General features: G+C 62.6%; 21 protein-coding genes and 1 pseudogene. 6 read left to right on the forward strand and 16 right to left on the reverse strand.

The features are described 5' to 3' along the window. Positions 1 to 13 precede the first annotated feature (13 nt). Together yfcE and ACB030_RS05650 are read right to left on the reverse strand one after the other, a co-directional pair. Positions 14 to 568 carry a phosphodiesterase gene (gene yfcE / locus ACB030_RS05645; protein ID WP_371158562.1) on the reverse strand — a complete coding sequence of 185 codons (555 nt, stop codon included), beginning with the start codon at positions 566 to 568 and terminating at the stop codon, positions 14 to 16. Positions 569 to 578: 10 nt separating this feature from the next. Further along, entirely contained in the window at positions 579 to 2,216 is a 1,638-nt protein-coding gene (locus tag ACB030_RS05650; RefSeq protein WP_371158563.1) for a peptide ABC transporter substrate-binding protein, read from the reverse strand. Positions 2,217 to 2,516: 300 nt separating this feature from the next. On the opposite strand from ACB030_RS05650, the gene ACB030_RS05655 reads away from it, so the two are divergent. Further along, complete coding sequence (locus tag ACB030_RS05655; protein WP_139744494.1) at positions 2,517 to 3,428, forward strand: DMT family transporter; 912 nt, start codon at positions 2,517 to 2,519, stop codon at positions 3,426 to 3,428. 186 nt (positions 3,429 to 3,614) lie between these two features. Here ACB030_RS05655 and rsuA read toward each other — a convergent pair whose 3' ends face one another. Then, positions 3,615 to 4,307: a 16S rRNA pseudouridine(516) synthase RsuA gene (gene rsuA / locus ACB030_RS05660; protein WP_368168873.1), complete on the reverse strand. Its 693-nt coding sequence runs from the start codon at positions 4,305 to 4,307 to the stop codon at positions 3,615 to 3,617. 174 nt (positions 4,308 to 4,481) lie between these two features. Here rsuA and ACB030_RS05665 point away from each other — a divergent pair. Further along, positions 4,482 to 5,668, forward strand: a pseudogene (locus ACB030_RS05665) (HD-GYP domain-containing protein). On the opposite strand, the gene ACB030_RS05670 reads toward ACB030_RS05665, so the two are convergent. Further along, positions 5,665 to 5,853 carry a hypothetical protein gene (locus tag ACB030_RS05670; protein ID WP_005331455.1) on the reverse strand — a complete coding sequence of 63 codons (189 nt, stop codon included), beginning with the start codon at positions 5,851 to 5,853 and terminating at the stop codon, positions 5,665 to 5,667. The pseudogene ACB030_RS05665 and the gene ACB030_RS05670 sit on opposite strands and share 4 nt — an antisense overlap. Positions 5,854 to 6,068: 215 nt before the next feature. On the opposite strand from ACB030_RS05670, the gene ACB030_RS05675 reads away from it, so the two are divergent. Both ACB030_RS05675 and ACB030_RS05680 read left to right on the forward strand, forming a co-directional pair. After that, positions 6,069 to 6,962, forward strand: a complete 894-nt coding sequence (locus tag ACB030_RS05675) for an EamA family transporter (RefSeq protein ID WP_005331452.1) — start codon at positions 6,069 to 6,071, stop codon at positions 6,960 to 6,962. Positions 6,963 to 7,114: 152 nt separating this feature from the next. Next, positions 7,115 to 8,905 carry an extracellular solute-binding protein gene (locus tag ACB030_RS05680; protein WP_371158613.1) on the forward strand — a complete coding sequence of 597 codons (1,791 nt, stop codon included), beginning with the start codon at positions 7,115 to 7,117 and terminating at the stop codon, positions 8,903 to 8,905. Between the two features lie 86 nt (positions 8,906 to 8,991). On the opposite strand, the gene ACB030_RS05685 is transcribed toward ACB030_RS05680, so the two are convergent. Both ACB030_RS05685 and ACB030_RS05690 read right to left on the reverse strand, forming a co-directional pair. Then, complete coding sequence (locus ACB030_RS05685; RefSeq protein ID WP_005331447.1) at positions 8,992 to 9,384, reverse strand: DUF2750 domain-containing protein; 393 nt, start codon at positions 9,382 to 9,384, stop codon at positions 8,992 to 8,994. Positions 9,385 to 9,478: 94 nt separating this feature from the next. Continuing rightward, on the reverse strand, positions 9,479 to 10,030 hold the full coding sequence (locus ACB030_RS05690) for a hypothetical protein (RefSeq protein WP_371158564.1): 552 nt from the start codon (positions 10,028 to 10,030) through the stop codon (positions 9,479 to 9,481). 248 nt (positions 10,031 to 10,278) lie between these two features. Between ACB030_RS05690 and ACB030_RS05695 the strand changes: the two genes are divergently transcribed. After that, positions 10,279 to 10,527: a TIGR02647 family protein gene (locus tag ACB030_RS05695; protein ID WP_139434838.1), complete on the forward strand. Its 249-nt coding sequence runs from the start codon at positions 10,279 to 10,281 to the stop codon at positions 10,525 to 10,527. Here ACB030_RS05695 and ACB030_RS05700 read toward each other — a convergent pair. The 7 genes from ACB030_RS05700 to ACB030_RS05730 all read right to left on the reverse strand — a co-directional run bounded on the left by ACB030_RS05700 (position 10,514) and on the right by ACB030_RS05730 (position 16,352). Continuing rightward, positions 10,514 to 10,810 (reverse strand): hypothetical protein, encoded by a 297-nt coding sequence (locus ACB030_RS05700; protein ID WP_139434913.1) that lies wholly within the window; start codon positions 10,808 to 10,810, stop codon positions 10,514 to 10,516. The genes ACB030_RS05695 and ACB030_RS05700 overlap by 14 nt on opposite strands. Positions 10,811 to 10,905: 95 nt before the next feature. Continuing rightward, the gene (locus tag ACB030_RS05705; RefSeq protein ID WP_005331438.1) at positions 10,906 to 11,115 is read right to left on the reverse strand and encodes a cold-shock protein; all 210 of its coding nucleotides are present in this window, start codon (positions 11,113 to 11,115) and stop codon (positions 10,906 to 10,908) included. Positions 11,116 to 11,320: 205 nt separating this feature from the next. Further along, positions 11,321 to 12,421, reverse strand: a complete 1,101-nt coding sequence (locus tag ACB030_RS05710) for a dihydrolipoamide acetyltransferase family protein (protein ID WP_226172228.1) — start codon at positions 12,419 to 12,421, stop codon at positions 11,321 to 11,323. A 94-nt stretch (positions 12,422 to 12,515) separates the two neighbouring features. Further along, on the reverse strand, positions 12,516 to 13,502 hold the full coding sequence (locus tag ACB030_RS05715; RefSeq protein WP_371158565.1) for an alpha-ketoacid dehydrogenase subunit beta: 987 nt from the start codon (positions 13,500 to 13,502) through the stop codon (positions 12,516 to 12,518). Beyond that, on the reverse strand, positions 13,495 to 14,592 hold the full coding sequence (pdhA, locus tag ACB030_RS05720) for a pyruvate dehydrogenase (acetyl-transferring) E1 component subunit alpha (protein WP_268434169.1): 1,098 nt from the start codon (positions 14,590 to 14,592) through the stop codon (positions 13,495 to 13,497). Before pdhA ends, ACB030_RS05715 begins: the two co-directional genes overlap by 8 nt. 261 nt (positions 14,593 to 14,853) lie before the next feature. Beyond that, positions 14,854 to 15,870 (reverse strand): succinylglutamate desuccinylase, encoded by a 1,017-nt coding sequence (astE, locus tag ACB030_RS05725; RefSeq protein WP_103244600.1) that lies wholly within the window; start codon positions 15,868 to 15,870, stop codon positions 14,854 to 14,856. 272 nt (positions 15,871 to 16,142) lie between these two features. Further along, positions 16,143 to 16,352: a DUF1127 domain-containing protein gene (locus ACB030_RS05730; protein ID WP_005331430.1), complete on the reverse strand. Its 210-nt coding sequence runs from the start codon at positions 16,350 to 16,352 to the stop codon at positions 16,143 to 16,145. A 522-nt stretch (positions 16,353 to 16,874) separates the two neighbouring features. Between ACB030_RS05730 and ACB030_RS05735 the strand changes: the two genes are divergently transcribed. Beyond that, a complete protein-coding gene (locus ACB030_RS05735; protein WP_371158566.1) occupies positions 16,875 to 17,768 on the forward strand; it encodes a DNA replication terminus site-binding protein in 894 nt (297 codons plus the stop codon). 93 nt (positions 17,769 to 17,861) lie between these two features. Here the strand turns inward: ACB030_RS05735 and ACB030_RS05740 are convergent, their stop codons facing one another. From ACB030_RS05740 to ACB030_RS05750, 3 genes are all read right to left on the reverse strand, one after another. Further along, positions 17,862 to 21,698 carry a DEAD/DEAH box helicase gene (locus ACB030_RS05740; RefSeq protein WP_371158567.1) on the reverse strand — a complete coding sequence of 1,279 codons (3,837 nt, stop codon included), beginning with the start codon at positions 21,696 to 21,698 and terminating at the stop codon, positions 17,862 to 17,864. A gap of 205 nt (positions 21,699 to 21,903) precedes the next feature. Next, positions 21,904 to 22,557 (reverse strand): YceH family protein, encoded by a 654-nt coding sequence (locus tag ACB030_RS05745; protein ID WP_371158568.1) that lies wholly within the window; start codon positions 22,555 to 22,557, stop codon positions 21,904 to 21,906. Positions 22,558 to 22,731: 174 nt separating this feature from the next. Next, entirely contained in the window at positions 22,732 to 23,184 is a 453-nt protein-coding gene (locus tag ACB030_RS05750) for a glycine zipper 2TM domain-containing protein (protein WP_323980737.1), read from the reverse strand. Positions 23,185 to 23,305: the final 121 nt, after the last annotated feature.

Below are 23,305 nucleotides of genomic sequence, written 5' to 3' on the forward strand. Positions count from 1 at the left end.
TGATGCCCTGCTGTCAGAGCACCAGTTCCATCATCCTTGCCCCGTCGCGGCAGGCATGAATGCTCATGACGCCATCCTCATACCGGCCATAGCTGGCCGCCCATTCTCCCCTCGGAAAGCAGATGGATCCCGGGTTCACCAGCACCAGCACCCCTCCCTGCCGCGCTTCTCGTCGCAATATGGGCAGGTGGGTATGGCCGCTGATGAAGAGGCTGCCCGCCGGCAGAGGCACCGCCTCGGGATCATAGAGATGTCCATGGCTGACGAACCAGCGCCGCCCGTCCACCAGCAGCTGGTTGTAGGGGGCCGTGATGGGGAAGTGCAGCAGCATCTGATCCACCTCGGAATCGCAGTTGCCCCGCACCGCCATGATCCGGGGGGCCAACTGGTTGAGCCGCGCCGCCACGGCGGCAGGATCATAACCCGCCGGCACCGGATTGCGCGGGCCGTGGTTGAGCAGATCCCCCAGCAACAGATAGTGATCCGGCTGCCAGGGTGCAAGCTGCGCCAGCACCTGCTCCAGGGCAGGCAGGCTGCCGTGCATATCGGAAATGATGGCTATCTTCATCGCGCACTCCTCATGGCTGGCTGAAGTAGAGATCCTTGGTGGCGATGGCCCCCTTCAGGTTGCTGCTCGGCAAGCCGCGCAGGGCGGGGTCCACCAGCCTCATCTGGTTGTAGTGATAGACGGGGATGACAGGCATCTCCTCCATCAACAGCTGTTCGGCCTGGCGGTAGAGCCCGGTTCGGGCGGCGCCATCCAGGGTGTCCGCCGCTTGCTGCAACAGGCCGTCAAAGGCCGGATTGCAGTAGCCGCTCTCGTTCTGGGGATCCTGACAGCGGAAACTGCCCAGCATGGACGAGGGCTCCACATAGTCACCAAACAAGAAGGAGCGGGCCAGCATGAAGTCGCCGCTGTCCTTGGCCACCTGATAGGCATTCCACTCCATGTTGTTGAGGCTGACCTCCACCCCCAGCGGCTTCCACATGGCCGCGACCGCCAGGGCCAGCTTCTTGTGGTTCTCCGAGGTGTTGTAGGTCAGGGTCAGCTTGAGGGGATGGGCACTGTTGTAGCCCGCCTCCGTCAGCAGGGCGGCAGCCCTGGCCAGACGGGTCGGCATGTCCTCCAGGGCCAGCGCCGAACCCAGCTCTTCGTAATCCGGCATGCCGGGCAGCAGGGACCAGGCCGGCCGCTCCCCCTGGCCGCTCACCTTCTCGGTCAGCAGGCGGCGATCTATGGCCATGGAGAGCGCCTGACGCACCCGCACATCCTGCAGCTCGGGGCGGCGCAGGTTGAAGGTATAGAGGTAGGTGCCCAGCAACGGCAAACCCCAGATCCGCTCCGGTGTCTCTTCCATGGTCTTCTGGTAATACTCCAGCGCCACCTTGTTGGTGAGCTGGATCTCCCCCGCCTCGTAGCGCAACCGCTCCGCGTGCTGGGAAGCCAGGGGCAGATAGGTCACCCGCTGGATCCGGGTGTGGGCATCATCCCAGTACTGGGGGTTGCGCTCGGCTTCGATACGCTCGTTCGGCACCCAGTTCACCAGCCGGTAGGGGCCGTTGCTGACCAGCTTGCCAGGCTGGGTCCACTGCTTGCCAAACTGGGTGATGGCCCGCTCGTTGACCGGCACGAAGGGGCGCTGGCTGATGAGCTGCAGGAAGTAGGGCACGGGCCGCTCCAGGGTCACCTTGAGGATCTGATCGCTCTCGGCCTCCACCCCCAGGGCATCGAGATCGAGGGCTCCGGCATAGATGGACTGGGCGTTGTTGATGCCGGTCGCCAGCAAGAGACCGGCGGAGGGCGAGGCCTGCGCCGGGCTCAGCAGACGCCGCCAGGCGTAGACGAAATCCCGGGCGGTGAGCGGCTCGCCGTTGGACCACTTGAGCTGCGGACGCAGGAAGAAGCGCCACACCAGGCCATCCTCGCGCGTCTCCCAGCGCTGGGCCTGAGCCGGTACTATCCTGCCCTGCCCATCCTCGCTGACCAGCCCCTCGAACAAGTCCACCAGCACCACCTCCCCCGGGAAACCGGAGCGGATCTGGGCAGGGTCGAGGGACTCGGGTTCGGCGCCGTTGCCCTTGACCAGAGTCTGTCTGTCGGAGAGCGCAGGCTGCTGCACCACTGTGGTCGCCTGCAACGGCGGCGCCAGCATCAGTCCGAGCAGCAAGGGAGAGAGCCAGCGACGGGCTGGCCGGGCGGCGAAACGGTAAAGCATGACATCAACCTCGTTCAATTCACTTTATTTCAAGAAGGGGAAGGCCGGCGGCGCGCCTTAAAACGAATGCATGATGCCGCGCTTGTTATCCCCGAAGACGCCCCGTATTGTATCGGGCTTGCCCGGCAGATGGAGTCTTTCGGGCTATTTTTTTCAGGGGATTTTTCCCAACTATCAGCCATGGGTGCGCAAGATCGCCTGACGGCACCCTCGACTCGCCTCGCATGAAGGTCAGTCAGGCCGCCATGGCGCTCGATACTGGCATCAGCCCGGCTGATTTTTACCGTTTCAGGGGTCTTTATGGGGTATGAGTGGCTGGCGCTGGCTGCCGCCAGTTTATGGGCGGTCGCGGCCCTGATTTCCGTCAAACCGGCGCGCCATCTGGGGGCCTTTGCCTACAGCCGCTGGCGGATGTTTCTGGTCAGCCTGATGCTGGCCAGCGCCAGCCTGGTCACGGGGGGCTGGCAGACCCTCACGGAGAGCGCCCTGCCACTGCTGGCGTTGTCGGGGCTCATCGGCATCTTCGTCGGAGACACCGCCCTGTTCGCCTGCATGAACCGGCTTGGCCCCAGGCGCAGCGGCTTGCTGTTCTCCTGCCATGCGCTCTTCTCCGCCCTGCTCGGGCTCTGGCTGTTCGGCGAACAACTCGGTGGCTGGCGTCTGGTGGGGGCCTTGCTGGTGCTGGCCGGGGTCATGCTTGCCATCCTGTTCGGCCGCCGTGGCAACCCGCAGCAGGCGCAACAGCACAACGAGTGGGAGCAGGTGCGCGGCCACCTCGCCGTCGGCATCGCGCTTGGCCTGACCGCGGCCCTGTGTCAGAGCCTGGGGGCCATCATCGCCAAGCCGGTGATGATGGCTGGCAACGTGGACGCGGTGAGCGCCTCCGGCATCCGCATGGGGAGCGCCCTGCTGGCGCACTGTGCCTTGCGGGTGCTGCGGGTGCCGCTCGCCATGCCGCACAACCCCATCAACCGCCAGGTGCTGGGCATGATAGGCATCAACGGTTTCCTGGCGATGGCGCTCGGAATGACGCTCATCCTGGTTGCCCTGCGCCAGGGGGACGTGGGCATGGTGGCCATCCTATCCTCCACCACCCCGGTCATACTGCTGCCCCTGCTGTGGTGGCACTCAGGGATGCGCCCTGCCCTGCCCGCCTGGGCCGGTGCCCTGCTGGCCACCCTGGGCACGGCCATGGTATTGGGAGCGGGGTAAGTCGGGGGTTGATGTTGGGCTTAGCTCCGCTTCGCGCCAACCTACACCCAATCCTCAGGATCGTCCGAACAGGCTTCGCTATTCGAATCTACAAAATTCAATTGGTTCTGCAGGTTCGATTAGCCGCGTCGCGGCGTAATCGGACGCGGTAACATCATTGCGAACGTTCGCCGTCGGATGGCGCGATTAAAACTGGGCCACTTCCTCGGCGGTCAGCTCCCGGTATTCCCCCGGTGCCAGCTGGTCGTCCAGGCCGAGCGCCCCGATCCGCTCCCGATGCAGCCCTATCACCTTGTTGCCGATGGCGGCAAACATCCGCTTCACCTGGTGGTACTTGCCCTCGTGAATGGTGAGGCGCGCCTCGCACTCCCCCAGGATCTCCAGCTGGGCGGGGCGGGTCTTGTCGGTCTCGTTGCGCAGGTAGACGCCATCTTCAAACAGCGAGATGGCATCCTCGCTCACGGGGTCGGCCAGCCAGACATGATAGGTCTTGGCACACTCGTGGCGCGGCGAGGTGATGCGGTGGGACCACTTGCCGTCGTCGGTGATCAGCACCAGGCCTGTGGTGTCGAGATCGAGCCGGCCCACCACGTGCAGCTTGCCCATGGCGGGCTCATCCAGCAGGTGGAAGACGGTGGCGTGATCGGGGTCCTCGTTGGAGCAAACGTAGCCTTCCGGCTTGTGCAGCATGAAGTAGCGATTCTGCTGATTCAGGGTCAAGGTCACGCCATCAAACTCGATCAGGCTCTGCTCATTGATGTGGAAGGCGGGCTGCTTGACCAGGATACCGTCCACCATCACCTCCCCCTGACGGATCAGCTTGCCCGCCTGGGAACGGGTCAAATCGGAGCAATCGCAAAGAAATTTATCGAGCCGCATGCACAAAACCTCGGAATCCAACGTTATCAAGGGGCGTCATTATATAGGCCGAACCTCACAACGCCAGCACTAAGGGAGAAGTTAGGCAGATGGCGCCTGACGCCATGATGTGCCTGTGATAGACTGCCGACAGATCGCCGACACCACGCATAATAATAATCCCAGGAAGCCCCCATGAAGCCGACTCAGCCTCATCCCGTCATCCCCGTCAACCAGTTGCAACCTGGCATGTACGTACTAGCCATCGCCAGCCAGACCGGCGCCATGGAAATCGCCCAGACGGGGTTGGTGACCAACCGTCAGCAGGTGGATGCGCTGATCCGGCGCGGCGTGCTGACGGTGCGGGTGGATCTCGCCCGCAGCAAGCTGCCCGGGATAGAGCAGGTCGTCTCCCCGAGCCCGGCCCACAGCGCCGGCTCGGCGCGTCCCGCAGGCAGTGGCGAAGGGCGCGAGCTCAAGATCCGCCGTCTCTATCAGGAGGCCCGTGAGCTGCAGGGCAAGTTCATTCGCCACCTCAAGGCGGGGGAGCCCATCGACATCACCCCGCTGGCGGCGGTCGCCGAGGAGATGGTGGACACCATGTTCACCCATGGCGACGCCATGCTCTGTCTGGCGCGGATCCGGGCCAAGGATGCCTACCTGATGGAACACTCCATGAACGTGGCCATCCTCTTGGCGAACTTCGGCCGTTATCTCGGGCTTGAGCGCAACGTGCTCAAGGAGCTGACCCTGGGCGGCCTGCTCCACGACGTGGGCAAGATCATGACTCCGGACGAGGTGCTCAACAAGCCGGGCAAGCTGACCGACGAGGAGTTTGGCGTGATGCGTCAGCACGTGGTGCACAGCTACGACATCCTCAGCAATACCGCCGGCATCACCCCCACCATGCTGGAGGTGGCCGCCAACCACCACGAGCGCCTCGATGGCACCGGCTATCCCCAGCGGCTCAAGGGGGAACAGCTATCCCTCTATACCCGCATGAGCGGCATCGTCGATGTCTACGATGCGGTGACGGCAGACAGGGTCTACAAGCAGGGGATGCAACCGACCCAGGCGTTTCGCATCCTGCTCAAAGGCATCGATCAGCACTTTGATGCCGAGCTGGTCACCAAGTTCATCAAGTGCATGGGGGTCTATCCGGTGGGCACCCTGGTGCAGCTCTCCAACCAGCGGCTGGCGGTCGTGATGCAGCGCAACGAACAGCAACCGCTCAAGCCGGTGGTCAAGGTGATCTATCACGCCACCCAGCGCCACTACCTCGAGGTGCAGTGGCTGGATCTCGCCAGAAACGGGGGGCAGGAGAGCATAGAGAGCACGGTCGATCCCAAGGAGTTGGCATCAACCTGGCCAACTTCGTCTAGCGAGCCTGGGACTCAGGTGCCTGCTCGCGGCAGTAGCGGAGAAGGAACTCTTCATCCAGCGGGGAGAGATCGAAGCGGACGCAGGCCTCTTCGATGGCCCGGATGTCGTGTTCATGGTGTTCGCTGAGCCAGCGTACGGCGCGGCGCAGATCCTCACCATGGGGCAGCAGGGTATGGTCGCTCATGGTACACCTCCAGTCAGCCATAGATACTCGCCCGTCACATCGAGCGCTCTCCTACTAGCTTAGTCCTCCCCCGACATGCCGCCCTCTCCTCCCGAACCACCCGGCGCGATCGCACGCCACCCCGCTTGCGGCTTGACGCCGACCACCCCATCGAGGGTATGCTCGTTCCCTTCCGGCGCCATCTCATGGCCCTGCTTCTCACACAAGGACGCTGTATGCAAGCCAAGGACAAGTGTCTGGCCGCCCTGGTCATTCTCTGCTGGGGACTCAACTTCGTGGCGATCAAATGGGGGCTGGAGGGCATACCGCCGCTGCTGCTGGGAGCGCTGCGCTTCGTCGGCGTTGTCTTCCCCGCCATCTTGCTGGTGCCCAGACCCGCCATGCCCTGGCGCTGGCTGCTGGCCTATGGCGGTGCCATCAGCCTGGGGCAGTTTGCCTTCCTGTTCTGCGCCATGAAGTTCGGCATGCCGGCGGGCATGGCCTCCCTGGTGCTGCAATCCCAGGTGGTGTTCACCCTGCTGTTCGCCATGATCTGGCTGGGGGAGCGCTGGCAGCCCCACCACTGGGTGGCGCTGCCGCTGGCGGGGGCCGGCCTCTATCTCATCGCCACCAACGGCGAGGGCAACCTGACCCTGCTCGGCTTCGTGCTGACCCTGTGCGCCGCCGCCTGCTGGGGCCTTGGCAACGTCATCAATCGCCAGATTGGGCTACGCTATCAGACCTCATTACCCAGCCTCATCGCCTGGGGCGGCCTGGTGCCCATACTGCCCTTCTTCGCGCTCTCCTGGCTGTTCGAGGGGCCCGATGTCATTGCCACCAGCCTGCTCAACTTCAGCTGGCAGGGGCTCTTGTGCGTGCTCTATCTGTCGCTGGTCGCCACCTGGCTTGGCTACGGCCTCTGGGGGCGGCTGCTGATGCGCTATCCGGTGGCCCAGGTGGCGCCACTCTCCCTGCTGGTGCCCTGCGTCGGCATGGTGGCGGCCGCCCTGCTGCTCGATGAACACCCCACGACCCTGCAGTGGCTGGGCTCGGGCCTGGTGCTGCTCGGCTTCGTGGTTCATCTGCTGGGCGGAAAAATGAGGCTGTTCAAGGCACAAGCCGAACATTGACCTCGATGGGGAAACTTCCCATGATGGATCAGGCCCTCACGGGCCTCACAGCTTGACCCCGGCAGGACGCCAACCATCAGGAGAGCAAGGACATGCTGCACAGTTCACCCTCGGTCATCCCCACTTTGCCGCGTGTCATACGGGTCGCGGCCATGATGCTCCCCCTTTGCTGGAGCGCCTTCAGCTGGAGCGCCACCCTGCCGGCGGATCTCAAGTGGGAGAGCAACGACACAGACCCCGTCTATGCCGATCCACAGGCCAAACGGGGCGGCACCTTCCGTGACTTCATGTCGAGCTTCCCGCTCACCTTGCGCAAGTACGGGCCCGACTCCAACGGCAGCTTCGCCGGTTACGTTCGTGAAACCAATCTGCCCCTGCTCGCCACCCATCCGGTGACCGGCAATCCCATCCCCATGCTGGCCAACCAGTGGGCCTTCGGCGCCGATCACAAGACCCTCTATTTTCGCCTCAACCCCAGGGCGCGCTGGTCGGACGGCCAACCCGTCACCGCCGATGACTGGCTCTTTACCCTCAAGATGATGCGCAGCAAGGAGATAAGCGACCCCTGGTACAACAACTACTACAGCACCCAGATAAGCGAGGTGACCAGGTTCGACGATCACACCCTCGCCATCACCAGCGGCACCGAGAAGAGCCGGGAGGATTTGCTGGAATCCCTGCCGTTCAGCCCGGAGCCGAGCCATGCCATCAAGCTCACGGCCAACTGGGTCAAGGAGTACAACTGGAAGGTGCTGCCGGTCACCGGTGCCTACCAGATTGGCGAGCTGAAGAAGGGCAAGTCGGTCACCTTCAACCGGGTCAAGGATTGGTGGGGTGACGGGGAGCGCTACTTCCAGCACCGCTTCAACCCGGACCGGATAGAGATCAAGGTGCTCAGGGATCAGAACATCGCCTGGCAGCACTTCCTGCGTGGCGATCTCGACAGCTTCCCGCTGGTCATGCCCAACTGGTGGCACGACAAGAGCAAGACAGCCGAATTCGAGAAGGGCTATATCGAGCGGCTCTGGTTCTACAACCAGACCCCGCAGTCCCCCATGGGGCTTTACCTCAACACAGCAGACCCGCTGCTCAAGGATCTCAATGTGCGGCTCGGCATCCAGTACGCCCTCGCCCTCGACAAGATGATCGCCACCCTGCTGCGGGGAGACTACCAGCGCCTCAACAGCTACGGCTCGGGCCAGGGGGCCTTCACCAACACCGACATCAAGGCACGCCCCTTCGATCCCAGGCTCGCACGGGACTACTTCGCCAAGGCGGGCTTCACCAAGACGGGGCCGGATGGCATCTTGCAAAACGACAGGGGCCAGCCCCTCTCCCTCAGCATCACCTACACCACGGCCGAGCATGCCCAGCGCCTGACCCTGCTGCGGGAAGAGGCGAAGAAGGCGGGTCTCAATCTGGAGCTGAACCTGATGGATGCCTCCGCCGGCTTCAAATCCATGCTGGAGAAGAAGCATCAGAGCGCCTGGATGGCCTGGAGCAGTGGCCGCTATCCCGCCTACTGGGAGCACTTCCACAAGGTCAACGCCAACAAGCCCCAGACCAATAACATCATGAACCTCGATGACGACGCCATCTCGGCCCTGGTGGAGCAATACGACAAGGCCTTCGACTTCGGCAAGAAGGCCGAGCTCTCACGGCAGATCCAGCAGCGGCTCTATGAGCTGGCCAGCTTCGTCCCTGCCTATCAGGTCCCCTATACCCGGGCAGGCGCCTGGCGCTGGATAAAACTGCCCAAGACGCCGGCAACGCCCCAGAGCGATCTGCTCTACTGGCCCCTGGATGGCGCCAACTCGGGCTACAGCTTCGGCGGCCTGCTCTGGATTGACGAGCAGCTGAAAGCGGAGACGAAAGCCGCCATCAAGCAGGGCAAGACCTTCCCTCCCGTCACTGTAATCGACACCCGCTATCAACAACCCTGAGCCGGCTCCACGCTCTGGCTCGGCGCAAACAAAAGACCCCGCACTGTGGCGGGGTCTTTTTTGTGGCAGCAGCGCCTGGACGGGACTTAGCCGCGCTTGGCCTGCTTTTGCGCGATGGCGTCGGCCACATCGGCCGGATCCAGCACTATGCCTTCCTGCTCCGGGGTCGGGAACACGGCCACGCAGAGTTCGTCCTGCTCCATGCCGTCGACCCAGCGATCCAGCCACACCTTGAGGGTGATGGACTGCGGCTTGCAATCTGCCCACTCGCCTTCGGCCCAGGCCTTAGCGTATTCCGGATGCGGCCAGACAGGGATACAGTCTTCGTCTTCGGTGGTCAGCATCATGACGCCGTGCTCGTCGGTCAGAACAAACAGCTCTTCGTGCTCGACCAGCTTGCTGATGAAGTGATCAAAGCGGTAGTCGGCGTTCAGTTGCAGCGCAGCATTGCGCTCGGTGTCGCTAAGTTCATAGCTCATTGGTCAAGTCTCCCATTCAATAAAGGGCGACATGTTCACATCTTGCTGGCGCCTTGTCCAGCAAGAGTGCTCAGTCGCTCCTGTTTCGGCTATCTCAGCCCAGCGCCGGGGTCACCAGGGTGATCTCCGCCGTCTCGCAGAAACGCTGGCGCAGCCAGTAGGCGGACTCCACCTCGACGAAACAGAGCTGATCCCGCCCGGCCTGCACACCTTGCATGATCTGCTCGAAGCGCGCCTGTTGCTGCTGCTGCCAGGCGGTCGCCAGCCTGGTGCCATGGGCTTCATCCACCACCTCGCGGCGCAGCTCGAACAGGTTATCGGTGATCGGGCTGTTGATCTTGCCTGGGCTGTGCCAGTACATCAGCAGGTTGTCCAGCATCTCTTCGTCGTAACTGGCCAGTGCATCCAACTCGGGAGTCTCCCCCTCGCCGCCGGTCCCGAAGTCGCACCACCCCGCCGCCAGAGGGGCCAGGGTCTGGGCCCCCTTGCCATGCTGGCGCAGGGCGGCGACATCCACCCCCTTGATGGAAGGCAGCCAGAGATCCCCCTGATGCTCATCGAGCAAGGGGAGCAACAAGGACGGAGCATAAACAGGAAAGCGGGGACCTAGGGTGTGCAGCAGAGATACCAGAGTGACAGTGATCATGAGACGCGCCTTGAGCTGGAAGACCTGGGTTCATACCTGGCCAGGGGGACAAAAGAGGGACCATTCTACCATGTTTAGCGGCACGCGGACTCTGCTCGTCCAGCCAGCCTGGGCGTGATGCTTCCGACCAAAAAAGCAGCGTTCGGGCACAGCCAGCCCAGACAAAGCCCAATACTTTGAGCCAGCGCCCACTAAAGTCAAACCGGGAATGCTAGTTTGCATACATCTTTAGCGTAAGGAGTGCATCCATGAGTGGGATCGACCAGGTTTCTGACGATTTTGTGAATGAGCTGAAAATACTGGCATGCTTTGATCCGGCGAACATGAGTCTGGGGATCAAGTTACGCAGCGACATGTCTGAAGAGCTGTGCCTGGCGGCGCAGCGCCTGCACAGCCAAGGCATGATCAGTGCCGTCGATGGCGGCTATCTGACCCCCTTCGGCATGACCATGCTGGAGCATCTTCAACACCTGCTGGTGGCACTCAAGCCGAATTGAGTTCCTGCGGCGCCCAGAGCGAGAAGTTGAGCAATTCCCAGCGCTTTCCCTGCCGCAGCAGACAAGCAAACAACAAAGGACCTTCGGGTCCTTTTACCTTGCCATCGATCAGCCACTCCCCCGCCCGCTTTGGGACAGGCTGTGCCTTGATCTCCTCGGGCTGCTCTGCCTTGCCCAAACGGACCTGCACGAATTGCTGGCACACGGTTACAGCCTCGCTGGCCGCGGGATCCGGCACGGGAGTATTGGCAAGCACCACGGTCAACAAAAGTGATGGGAGCATGATGATGGTCATTGGCAAAGGTGATTTATGAATATGCCATAAAACAAAAAGCCGTGGCACCAGAGGTACCACGGCTTTCTTAAATTCTGTAAGAATTACAGAGCAGTTACGTTCTCAGCCTGCGGGCCTTTCTGACCTTGGGTCACAGAGAACTGTACGCGCTGACCTTCAGCCAGGGTACGGAAACCGTTACCGCTGATAGCGCTGAAGTGAACGAAAACGTCCGGGCCGTTTTCTTGCTGGATGAAGCCAAAACCTTTGGTTTCGTTGAAAAACTTAACGGTACCGGTGATCATGTTAGACATATCTTTAACCTGTATTCAAAATAATTACTTATGCTTTTCAGCGGGTAAAGCTCAAAAACGGGATTAACTTATGAACAACAGGAAAAGATGCAAAACATCATATTCATTGACATAACTAACGCCCTTTCAAGCTGGTTTAGATTATACGTGCCTTTGTCGATTACGCAACCAAATTTGCACCCCGCCAGGAGCAGGGTGCAATCGCTTACGCCTCCGCCGCTTCCAGTGCCTGAACCAGGGCTTTGAGGAAGCGCGCAGCCTCCCCGCCGGTACAGGCTCTGTGGTCAAATGTCATCGACAAGGGCAGTGCCCGGACCGGCCGCGCTTCCCCATGGATGAAGACCACCTTCTCGAACAGCTTGCCCGCCCCTATGATGGCCACCTGGGGTGGCGTGACGATAGGGCTGGCATAACGGCCTGCGATGGCACCGAAGTTGGTCAGGGTGATGGTCGCCCCCTGCAACATCTCCCGCGGCACGGCGCGCGCCTTCACATCGGCGATCATCCTATCCAGTCCGTGCCGAATGTCCGCCCTCTCCCGCTCGGCCACGTTCTCCATGACCGGCACATAGAGCCCGTGTTTGGAGTCGACGGCGATGGCCACATTGACTTCCCTGAACAATCGCCTCGACAGAGTATCCCCGTCAAACCAGGCATTCATGGAGGGTTCGGCACGGCAGGCAACCCCGATGGCCTTGATGAGGCGCACAGTTACGTCCTCGTCTACCCGCCAGTGGCGCAAGTCCACCTCGTCGGTAATGCTGACTGGCACCACCGTCTGATGAGAGTGCTCCATCGCCTTTGCCATGGCTCGGCGCGACCCCTTGAGAAATTCGTTGCCGCTGCTTTGCAGCGCTTCGAAGGCGCTCTGCACGTCCTGCTCGGTCACCATGCCAGCACTGCCGGTACCCTTGAGCCTGTCGATGTCCAGCCCCAGCTTTTGCGCCAGCAGACGCACCGCCGGCATGGCCTGCACCAGGGTGCCACCGGGCGCCATGGCACCCACCACGAAGTGATCCTCGATGTGGTGCTGATGGGCGCTGACCTTGCCCACCACGGTGCCGTCATCCTCGCCGCCTTCGAACTCAACCAGGGGGGCACCGATGTGAAGAATATCCCCCTCGGCACCACACAACCTGGCGATCACCCCCGCCACCGGCGAGGGCACATCCACCAGCGCCTTGGCAGTTTCCACCGACAGCAGCACCTGATCGACACTCACGGTGTCGCCGGCGCTGACCTTCCATTCGACGATCTCGGCCTCGGCCAATCCTTCACCCAGATCCGGTAATTTGAAAAATTTCATGACCAGTTCTCCATCCGCGGGGACATCACCAAAGATTGACCGACTTCATGGCTCTTCCTTGCTCGGGCGCCTGGGCGCCAACAGTTGAGAGACGTCATAGCCACTTGTTCTCCATCAGTTGGTGAGCCGCATCCGCGATATCCTGCTCGGTGATGAGGTAATACTCCTCGTTGCGGTAGTAGGGGACGGCGGCATCCACCCCAGTGAGGCGCTTTGGCGGCGCCTTGAGGGAGGTCAACGCCTCCTCGGTGACCCGTGCCACGATTTCGGCACCGACCCCGAAGCTGCCGCACGCCTCGTGCACCACCAGCAGACGCCCTGTCTTGCGCACCGAGGCCAGGATGCTTTCCATGTCCAGCGGCTTGATGGTGGCAAGATCCAGCACCTCGCATTGGATATCCTGTTCCGCCAGCAAGGCGGCGGCTCGCATCACCTCCTGGATGCAGGCCCCCCACGCGACCACGGTGAGATCCCGTCCGGGTCGCAGGGTGAAACACACATCCAGCGGCAGGCCAACGCCGTCATCCACCACGTCCGACTTCATGGAGCGATAGATGCGGTCCGGCTCGAAGAACATCACGGGATCCGGGTCGCGAATGGCCGACAGCAACAGGCCATATGCCCGCCTCGGGCTGGAGGGGATGACCACCCGCAGGCCCGGAATATGGGCAAACAGCGCCTCCACACTCTCGCTGTGGTGCTCGGGCGAATGAATACCGGCACCGTAGGGGGAGCGGTAGACGATGGGGCAGGAGAGCCGGCCGCGGGTGCGGTTTCGCATGCGCGCCGCCTGGCAGATGATCTGCTCCATGCCGGGGAAGATGAAGCCCTGGAACTGGAATTCGGCAACGGGTTTGAGCCCCTGGGTCGCCATGCCGACCGCCACCCCGGCGATCAGTCCCTCTGCCAGCGGCGTGTCGATCACCCGCTTGAAGCCGAACTTGTCCCGCAGGCCCACGGTGGCGCGAAACACCCCACCGTTGACTCCCACATCTTCACCCAACACCACCACATTGGGGTCGTGCTCCATCTCATGGTGCAATGCCAGATTGACCGCTTCGAGCAGTGTCATGTCACTCATGGTGTGTCTCCCCGCCGCGCTGCTGCATGCCCTTGGCGATGATGCGCTGACGCTGGGCACGATACTCCCTCGGCAGCTCGGCAAACTGATAATCGAGCAGGGTTTCCGGCGCCTGCGCCGTTGTGCCTTCATAAACGGCCACCGCGCGTTCGACCTCGCGGGCCGCCTCGGCCAGCAATGCCTGCTCCTGCTGCTCGTCCCACCAGCCCTGCTCAAACATGAACTGGCGCAGCCGCTTGACCGGTTCCTTGGCCCAGGCAGCTTCCACTTCGGCCGCATCCCGATAGCGGGTCGCATCATCGGCCGTGGTGTGATCCCCCAGCCGATAGCTCACCGCCTCGATCAGGGTAGGCCCCTTGCCGCTGCGGGCCCGCTCGATGGCGGCGCGGGTCGCCTCATAGACGGCCACCACGTCGTTGCCATCGACCTGCAGGCTGCGCACTCCGGCCCCTATGCCTTTCTGGGCCAGGGTAGGCGCGCTCGACTGCAGCTTGCGTGGCACCGAGATGGCCCACTGGTTGTTGTTGATGATCATCACCATGGGCAGGTGCCAGACACCGGCGCAGTTGAGCCCTTCGAGAAAATCCCCCTTGGAGGTGCCGCCATCGCCTATGGTCACCACGGCGACCCTGGGCTGGTTGCGCAGCTTGAAGGCGGCCGCTATGCCAGCGGCATGAGTGATCTGGGTGGCGATGGGAACGCAGATGGGCAAGTCTTCCGACAACTCGCCATCGGCCTTGTAGAAGACACTGCCCCTTTCATCTCCGCCCCAATATTGCAGGTTCTGCTCCATGGGCACGCCCCGCACATAGAGGGTGGGCATGTCCCGGTAGTAGGGCACATAGACATCCTCCGGCCGCATGGCGAGACCGACCCCAATCCCCACCGCCTCTGCCCCCAGATGGGAGGGAAAGGTGCCGAGTTTGCCGGTTCGCTGCAGTGCTATCGCTTTCTTGTCGTAACTGCGCACCATCACCATGTTGCGGTAGAAGGTATGCAGCATCGCCTTGTCCAGCCAGGTCGGTAGTGTCGCGACCGGGCGCCCCTCCTCATCGAGGTAACGAAGGAAGGGGATGTCGACATGGGTCATAACTGGCTCCTTGCCGTTGTCAGCGTCACCACCATGAGGTGACCCTTAGAATGTAAATAATATGTTAAGCAAAGGGCAACGAGATTCAGTCAGGTAAGACCAGTAGAAACTTCTTTAATTTCAGAAAGAAGATGAGATTTTCGGCGAGCAGAAACGAAGAAGGGAGCCCTTTCGGGCTCCCTGTCGGAGCGGGTTCGGGATCACGCCCGTATTTGGCACGCCGCCAAGGGCGCTGGATTGGCGTGAAGAAATGGGCTCAGATCACTCCCACAAACGGGTCGGCACCACCAGCAGCATGGTCCGCTGGCCGATGGCCACGTTGGCGTTGGGGAAGACCACCGCTTCCCGCGGTTTCTCTACCCTGTATTGCCGATCTCCGTCTTCCGCCAGCACAAACCCCTGGGGAAATTCGGTGAAATTGTCCACGTCGCTGGCAAACAGGAAACGAAACTCGGCCGTTTGCTTGTTGATCACCCTATCGATGGCAAAAATAGTGAAGTCATCCGCCCGCCAGGGCTCTAGCATCACCTCATCCCGGGTCACCAGCTCCTGCAACGCCTGACGCACTTCGATGAAGCGGGTCATGTCGTTCTCGCCAAAGGGGCGCACCTTGCCGAGCTCCACCGTGAAGGCATGGGCGCCATGCTGGTGCGAGCTGTAATAGCTGAAGGTAGTGGTAGGACCGCTCGAGAGCAAAATGGTGCGCACCCCGCAAGCCCCGAGGAACTGCACCTGCTCCTTGCAGTGTGGCCGCTCGTGGGGGAAGGGATAGACGGCAAACTTCTCGTGGCGGGAGCCGCGAATGGCGGTGTGCAGATCGTAGTGATAACGGGGCCTGGCGGGGTCGGCAAAGAAGCGGCTCACATACTGCTCCAGACGCATGGCGCGAATGCGCTCCCTGTTGCACAGCCCCTCCCCCTTGCTGTGAGCGCCCGAGAAGAGCCGGTTCATGTTCTCTTCCACCTCTCGCACACCCTGGTTCATGGCGGCGGGGTTGCCAAAGAGGAACAGCACCCGGTGGCAGGCCTGGATCTCCCCGCTGAGCAGCCGGGTCAGCAACTGGTTGCAGATCTCGATGGGGGCGGTTTCGTTACCATGAATGCCGCAGGAGAGCACTATGTCCTTGCGCCCGCCAGGCGACGTCCCTGTGGGCTCCAGGCAGAGTACACCAGTGTCCCACACACTCACCCGGGTGCCGTTGGCCAGGTCGAAGGCAAAAGGATCGAGCTGCCACTCGTGGCGGCGGGTCAGAGCCAAAAAGTCATGCTGGGGAATCATCCATCTCACCCTCTTGTCTGGAATGCTATGGCCGGATTATACGCAAGGCAGCCGGGCTTAAAATCAATTTTTAAACAAATTCAAACAGTAAGGATACAAAGTTGGCGAGGGATGATGACAAATCATGCCGCAGGGGGCAAACAGAAGGAAAAACAGACAAGGGGGAAAACAGGAAGCGGCAACAGGGGAAAAATCAGGCCCGTCTGGGGGCGAAGAGCATCAGGCAGAGTAGTTCAGATCAGCAAGAAAACGAGGCATCCATGCCCGGCTGATCAACCACGCCAGAACGGCTTGGTGGTCTCTTGATAGCGGTCGGCTTCGTTCAGACCGATGTCCTTGAGCAGGTAGGCGGGCAGCTCGGAGAGCTGGCGACGACTGCGGCTGCGTTCCAGCCAGGTCAGGACGGTCATCTTGACGCGAGCAACCAGATTCGATTCGCTGGAATCCTGGTAACCGGCTTCGGTATAAGTCATGTTGGCCATGATATGGCTCCTCTCTCTAGTTCTGCGCAAGGCTCGGATTTGATGCGCAAAGCTTAGTCAGGGCGAGGAGGTGCCTCAATTGACGAATTTTGATACATGGGATTAGTAAAAGTAATGGCTAATCTCGCCATGGGGTGAAACACAAAGCGTTGATTTATATGTAAAATATTAACCAGACATTCCCTCCCTCTGCCCAACAGCATTTTCTCCTGCATCATCTGCTTCTAAGTATGCAGTTTCCCACGTTAGCTATGCAGAGCCCGAGTGCCAGGCAGGGCGTGGCTACCTCGGCCCAGGCGCCAATTGTTAATCATTAGATCACTTAAAGATCGTTATTTAACAGGATGATACAGACAGGCAACCCTCGGAAGGCGACCAGGGCTGCCGCCTCCGGACGGCGCTTGAAAGGCGGCACTTGGCGCCTTCCCGTCATACTGGTATGGTTATTTATACAGTACTTTAATCATGCCCCCTGATCGTCACTTTAGGGCGACGAATTGGGGGAACAGACAGGATATGCCGATGGACACCTTTACCCCCACCGCCGCCCTGCGTCAACAGATGGACGAACTGGAAGACGCCCTTGCCCGTCTCGCCAGACAGCTCGGCCAGCTCGAGTTGCTGGAGGCCCATGTCTATCTCCTGCCCGCCGTGCCGCAAGGGGAAGAGCACGATCCCATCGAGGCCATCGAAGTGGGCTATCTCTCGGGGGAGGAGGCGCTGGCCGCCACCCTGACCGCCTATCAGGATCACAGCGCCCGCCCCGGCTGCTCCACCAAGGCGACTCACCGGCTGCCTGGCTGGTTGCGCTTCCCCGCCGCCTGCGCCTCCCTGTTGCAGCCGCTGCTCGACGAGATCAACGGCCACAAGCTCGCCTTCAAGGCCCTGGTGCAGACCGCCGGCGGGCGGGACGAGAAGTTCGAACTGGTGCACGGCGCTCTACCCGGGGTCATCACCCTGCAGGTCTATCGCAAGCTCACTCTGCTCACCGGAGAGCTGCATTCCCTCGGCTTCACCTGGGCCGACAAGCAGAGCATCAGCCGCCTCAGCCGCGAGCAGGTGCTGGAAATGCTGGAGCGCAGCCGCCGCTATGTGCCGGCACTCTCCAGCAACGAGGAGTGGAGCAAGATGGTGGATCAGGAGGTGTATGACATCCGCCGCCTACCTGCGGATGTGCAGCTGCGGATCCGCCGGCCGGTCAAGACCCATCCCATGATCAACCTGCTCTGGCAGGACAGGGCGCCGCGCAAGCAGCAGCTCAAGGCGAGCCTGCCCCTGCTGCTTTGCTCGGATACCCAACCCGCCGTCACCCATCTGGGCCACTATCCGCCCAAGCTGCGCCAGGCGCGGCGGGATCGCAAGATTGGCGGCGAAGCCATCATAGAGCGGCTGCACCTCTACCGTTATCAGGGCTAGCGCCTCCTGGCCAGAGCCATGAGTCCCTGAAACAGAGAGGGGGATGGCCACCAGGACCATCCCCCTCTCGCACACAGGCAACCAGCACAGCTCCTAGCTCATCAGCAGGGCGCGCAAGCTCTCCACATCCAGGCCGCGCACCTCGGACTGGCCGCTCAAGAGGCCATCGGCCAGGGCCCGCTTCTCGTCGTGCAGCGCCACTATCTTCTCTTCCACCGTCTGCTCACACACCAGTCGATAGACGGTCACCGGCTGGGTCTGCCCCATGCGATGGGCCCGATCGCTCGCCTGATCCTCCACCGCCGGGTTCCACCAGGGATCCAGGTGCAACACGGTATCGGCCTGGGTCAGGTTGAGGCCTGTGCCCCCCGCCTTGAGGCTGATGAGGAACAGGGGAACCGGTTCATGACGAAAACGCAGTATGGACTCCTGGCGGGACTTGGCGGAGCAGCCCCCGTCCAGGTAGCAGTAGTCCCATTTTTTGAGCTCGATGCGGGCTCGCAACAGGCTCAGCAGATCGACGAACTGGCTGAACACCAGCACCCGGTGCCCGCCATCGATGGCTTCGTCCAGCAGCGCCATGGCCTCGTCCAGCTTGCTGCTGGTCTGGGACCACTCCGGCATCACCAGCTTGGGGGAGCAGCAGAGCCGCCGCAGGCGGGTCAGGCCGCTCAGCACGTGCATCAGGGCACGACCATCGGCGCTTTGCACCTGCTGCACCACCTCGCGCCGGGTCGCCTCATAGAGCTGACGCTCCTCGGGGGAGAGGCTGATGTGGTGGATGATCTCGGTCTTGTCCGGCAGCTCGGTCAGCACCTGCTGCTTGAGGCGTCGCAGGATGAAGGGGCTGATCACCGCCCGCAACAGCGCCATGTGCTGGGGATCCTTCACCGCCTTGCCGAAGCGGCGCTTGAACTCGCCGAGGCTGCCGAGCAGGCCCGGGTTGATGAAGGTGAACAGGCTCCACAGCTCCCCCAGGTGGTTCTCGATGGGGGTGCCGGAGAGGGCCAGGCGAAAATCCCCCTCGAGCTGGAACAGCAGCTTGGCCCGCTGGGTGCCGGCATTCTTGATCTGCTGCGCCTCGTCCAGCACCATGCTCGCCCAGCGGCGGGACTTCAGGGACTGGGCCAGGCTGCCGAGCATGCCGTAGTTGACCAGGATGATCTGGCCCGCCCTGGCCTCCTGGATCAGGGTCTCCCGCTCCGCAGGATTCTCGAACACCACCACTTCCAGCTCGGGGGCGAACCGCGTCACCTCCTCCTGCCAGTTGGTGACCACGGACTTGGGCACCACCACCAGGGCGGGGCCGAGGTGCTGGCGCATGCGCAGCACCATGAGCGCCTGCAGCGTCTTGCCAAGGCCCATGTCATCGGCGAGACAGGCACCGAAGCCATGGTGGGCCAGGGTCGCCATCCAGCGCACCCCCTCCTTCTGATAGTCCCGCAGCGCCGTCAAGAGCTCGGGGGCACACTCCACCTCCTGCTGCCACTCCTGTTGCAGGGAGTGCCAGGCATCATCCCCGGCCGTGGTCACCGCCGACAGCAAGCGGGCCAGAGGGTAGGCCAGCTTGTTGTTGATGCGCTGCTCGGTATCCAGCATGGCCCCCAGCATGGTGAGCCGCTCCACCAGCTTGTCGCTCAGCATCAGACTGGTCTTCTCGTCGAGCTGAACGATGCGCTGACCCGGAGTCAGCTGGCGCAGGATGAGGCGTAAATCGAGGATCTGGTGCTCGTCCAGCGCCAGCGCGCCCTCCACCTGGAACCAGTCCTGGCGACGCTCGATGCGCAGGCTCAGGGCCGCCTCGTCGAGGCTCTTGAGACGGGCGCTGTCCTGATGCCAGTGAACGACCACTCCGGCGTCCACCAGCTCGGGCAGCGCATTGACCAGGGTCAGTGCCTGCTCACCATCCAGCTTCCATTCGTTGCCCGGCAGGCCGATGGGCAACTGGTTGCGCAGCAACTGGGCCTCGGCCTTCTCGGCGGCCAGATCCCGTTGCCAGTAGTGATAGTCTCTGACCCCCTGGCGCACTATGGCCTCCCCCTTGCCGAGCGGTAACGGCGGCAACTCCCCCTCCCGGGTCACCAGCTGGACCACCAGCTGACCATCCTGCCAGTCCAGCTGGACCGAAGGCACTCCGGGCCAGGGGGTCAGCTCGGCATTGCCACTGAGTCCCTCGACCTGGCTGTGCCAGGGCTGCTCGGGAATGGCGTCCAGGGTACGTTGCAGCTCGGCGAGCCCGTCCGCCGGCAGCAGCGGGATGGATTCCAGCGCAGGGAGTCTGTCCAGCAGGGCCTGCGGGGTCAGGATGAGCTGCCACAGATCCTGGGCCAGGGGCACTATGTGCGCCCCTCGCGCCGCAGCGGCCGGGCTCAGGACTGCGCTCATGCCATGCTCGGTGGCGACCACCTGCAGCAAGGGGGCGCTGATGGCCAGTTGCAGCTTCTGCCCCTTGGCGTTGAACAGGCGAGGATGGCTGGCCAGGGGAGCCCAGGCGTCCCGCGGCAGCTTGCTCATGCCCCGTGGCAGGGTGCGCACCAGCGTCCAGTCCGCCTCGTCGAGCAGGGCGGCATACTGGGTGGAGAGCAGGGCAGGATCGACCCGGCGCCCGGCGGTCCACTCCCCCTTGGTGCTCTGCTTCTGGATCTTGCACTCGAGCTCAGGCCCTTCCGCATGAAGCAGCCACACCAGCCGCTCCTGCGCCTTGCGCACGCCGCTGGAGCGCCCCAGCCCCTGCAACCAGTTGAGCCAGCTGGCCGAGGCGGGGGTCTTGTCCTCATCCTCGGCGTCGCTGATCGCATCGAGAGCCGGAGCGGCACGCAGTTGCTGCAACGGGGGACGCTCGGCCCCCTCTCCCAGCAAGAGGCGCAGCAGATCCTGACAGAAAGCCATCAGGCGATGACGGGGCTCGGCCTCCAGCACGTGGGAGAGATCCCACTTGTGCAGTATGGCCACCTGGGGGCTCTGCTCGCCGTGGCGTGCGAGGGCGCAGAGATCCAGCCAGAGGTAGCCCCAGTGGAGCTCCTCCAGCGGCAGTTGCAGGGTATCGAACAGGCCTATCGCCTGACCGTGACGATCACCGGCCCACTGTCCCAGCAGATCCGAAAGCAGGGGGAAATGGTTGCCAAGGCTGCGCTGCCACTTCTTGCGTTGCTCGCTGGCGAGCACGGGATCGGCCTGCTGCAGCCAGCCAAGCCAAAGCAGGGTGCTGAACATCCTGGGCCAGGGCTCGTGCGCCGCCGGCGCCTGCCCCAACGCGGCAAGCAGCCGCTCCGCCAGAGGTTGTTCATCACTCTGCTCGGCCAACTGTTGCAGAGCTGGCCAGTGAGTGGTCACCTCGCCAGCCAGCGGGCCGCAGAGCCAGGCCCACTCGCTGGCCAGCGCCTCGAGGTGGCTTGCCAGCGCGGGGACGCAGGCCCTGGTCACGGGCGCCAGCGGCCAGCGCGCCTCAGGCTCGGCATCGAGCAGGGTCTGCAGGGCGAAATGTTCCAGTATCAGCTGTTGCCAGGCAGGGCTTGAGCCAGGCAGCAGGCGGTGGGCATCGGGCTGGTCGAGCAGGCTCAAGAGATCCGCGCTCTGGTAGTAGGCGGGGATCTGCCCCGCCTCCCCCAGGCAGAGTTCGCGCACCACCCCTTGTACCATCTCCTGACCGGTGACCGAGGGGACCCGTGTCCAGTCCGGCATGGGGCAGGCCCCTGATCGCACCGCCAGGATCAGGGTCAGGGTGCCCTCCGCAGTCAGACTCCACTGCTGCTCGGTGCGCAGCCGTATCAGCCCTTGCTGCTGCAACTGGTTAAGCCGGTCCGTCAGCGCCTGCCCGGGCGAGCGCTGCGCATACAGCGTGTCTTGCAAATAACGGGTACTGGCGGCGCGCTGCAGTTGCAGCTCGCTGAGCAGGGCATGGCAATCCGAAGAGAGGGTGAAGGCTGACATCAGAACTCGCGGGCAGGTGCAAAGGCGGAATTTTAACGGGAAAGCGGCGGCGGCTCGACCCTTAACCGCGAATTAGTACAAAAAAAGCGGTCAGGCTCATAAAAGCGGGGACAGGGGCCGGGCAGACCCTCTTCTGCGGGCGGCCAGCAGGGCATGAAAAAAGGCGCCGCAGCGCCTCTTGATGGGGTAAGCAAACTCGCCGGATTCAGCTTTCCAGGTGCGCCAGACGGGCTTCCAGGGCCTGCAACTGCGACTTGAGGCGCTCAACTTCCTCTTCCAGCTGGCTCAGGCGATCGGCGGCAGGAGAGGCATAGCTGCTGGCGGGAGCAGCCTCGGCCAGGGCGTCCAGATCGATTTCGCCACCAAACAGGTGGGCATAGCGGGATTCCCGCTTGCCCGGCTCCCGGGGCAACTTGACCACATAGGGTCCCCGCTCGACCAGCGCGGCCAGCACCGCATCCACCTCGGTCACATCGTCGAAGCTGCACAGCCGGTTGGTGCGCGAGCGCAGCTCACCCGGGGTCTGGGGGCCCCGCAGCAGGAGCTCGCAGATAATGCCGAGCTCCTGGGCGCTGAACTTCAGTTCACCAAACTCGGTGTTGCAGAAACGGTGCTGATAGCGGGGCACCCGGGCATTGAAGCCGGCGGTGTTGACCACCAGGCGGCGGCGGATCAGCTCGTCGATGACGGCGCGGATATCCAGCTCGGCGAGCTCGAGCACGGGTTCGCGATTGCTCTTCTGGTTGCAGGCATTGACCAGTGCATTGAGAGAGAGAGGGTACTGATCCGGCGTGCAGATCTCTTTCTCTATCAGACAGCCGATCACGCGAGCCTCTAATGGGCCTAGTACTATCTCCATTTCATACTCCCTTGCCAAACAAGACGTTAAGACGGTTATCTTAGCCAAGGCGATCTCGCCGTCCAGCACGGAACCGCATTTTTGCGAGCCGAGGAAACCCTTGATGAAACATCGTACAATCCGGCCGCGGCAAGGGGGCTCGCCCTGGCATCATACCGCCACCAGGCTGTGCCCCTAGACGGACTTGTCGACCCGGGTATCCGTTCCCGTCGTCAGGATGCGAACCTTGTCCCCCTTGTTGAACGTGAGCGCGGGATCCTGATCCTGCTTCACGTTGAGCAGTGTTCCCGCCTCGGTCTTGATCAACAGCTCGACCGTCTGCTTGCCCTGCACGCTCTGCTGGTTGCCCTGGCGGCGACGGGAGGCCTCGGCCCCCGCCACGGCCCCCACAGTGGTCGCGACTGTCTGGCCCGATCCACCGCCAAACTGGCTGCCGACGGCAGCCCCCAGAGCGGCGGCTCCTATGGTGCGCAGTGGCCGTGCTCCACCCTGCTGAGGCGTCGCCTCCTGGGTCAGGATGCGGCTCTCTTGCACTGTGCCATATTCCACCTGGGCGCTGGTGCCCGCGAGGGCCGGTGTGCCCATCAGGATTAGCAGGCTGGTAACCATGGATGCAATCTTCTTCACGATGTCGACTCCGATGACGACTGAGACTCGATGGCGCCAGCACCGCGCTTGCGCGGCCCGCCATCTCCATTCGGGAGACTACACCGCCAATCCTGACTGTGAGCTTGCCTGGGATGGAAAT

It is taken from the genome of Aeromonas sp. S16(2024) (assembly GCF_041403065.1).
Classification (GTDB): domain Bacteria; phylum Pseudomonadota; class Gammaproteobacteria; order Enterobacterales; family Aeromonadaceae; genus Aeromonas.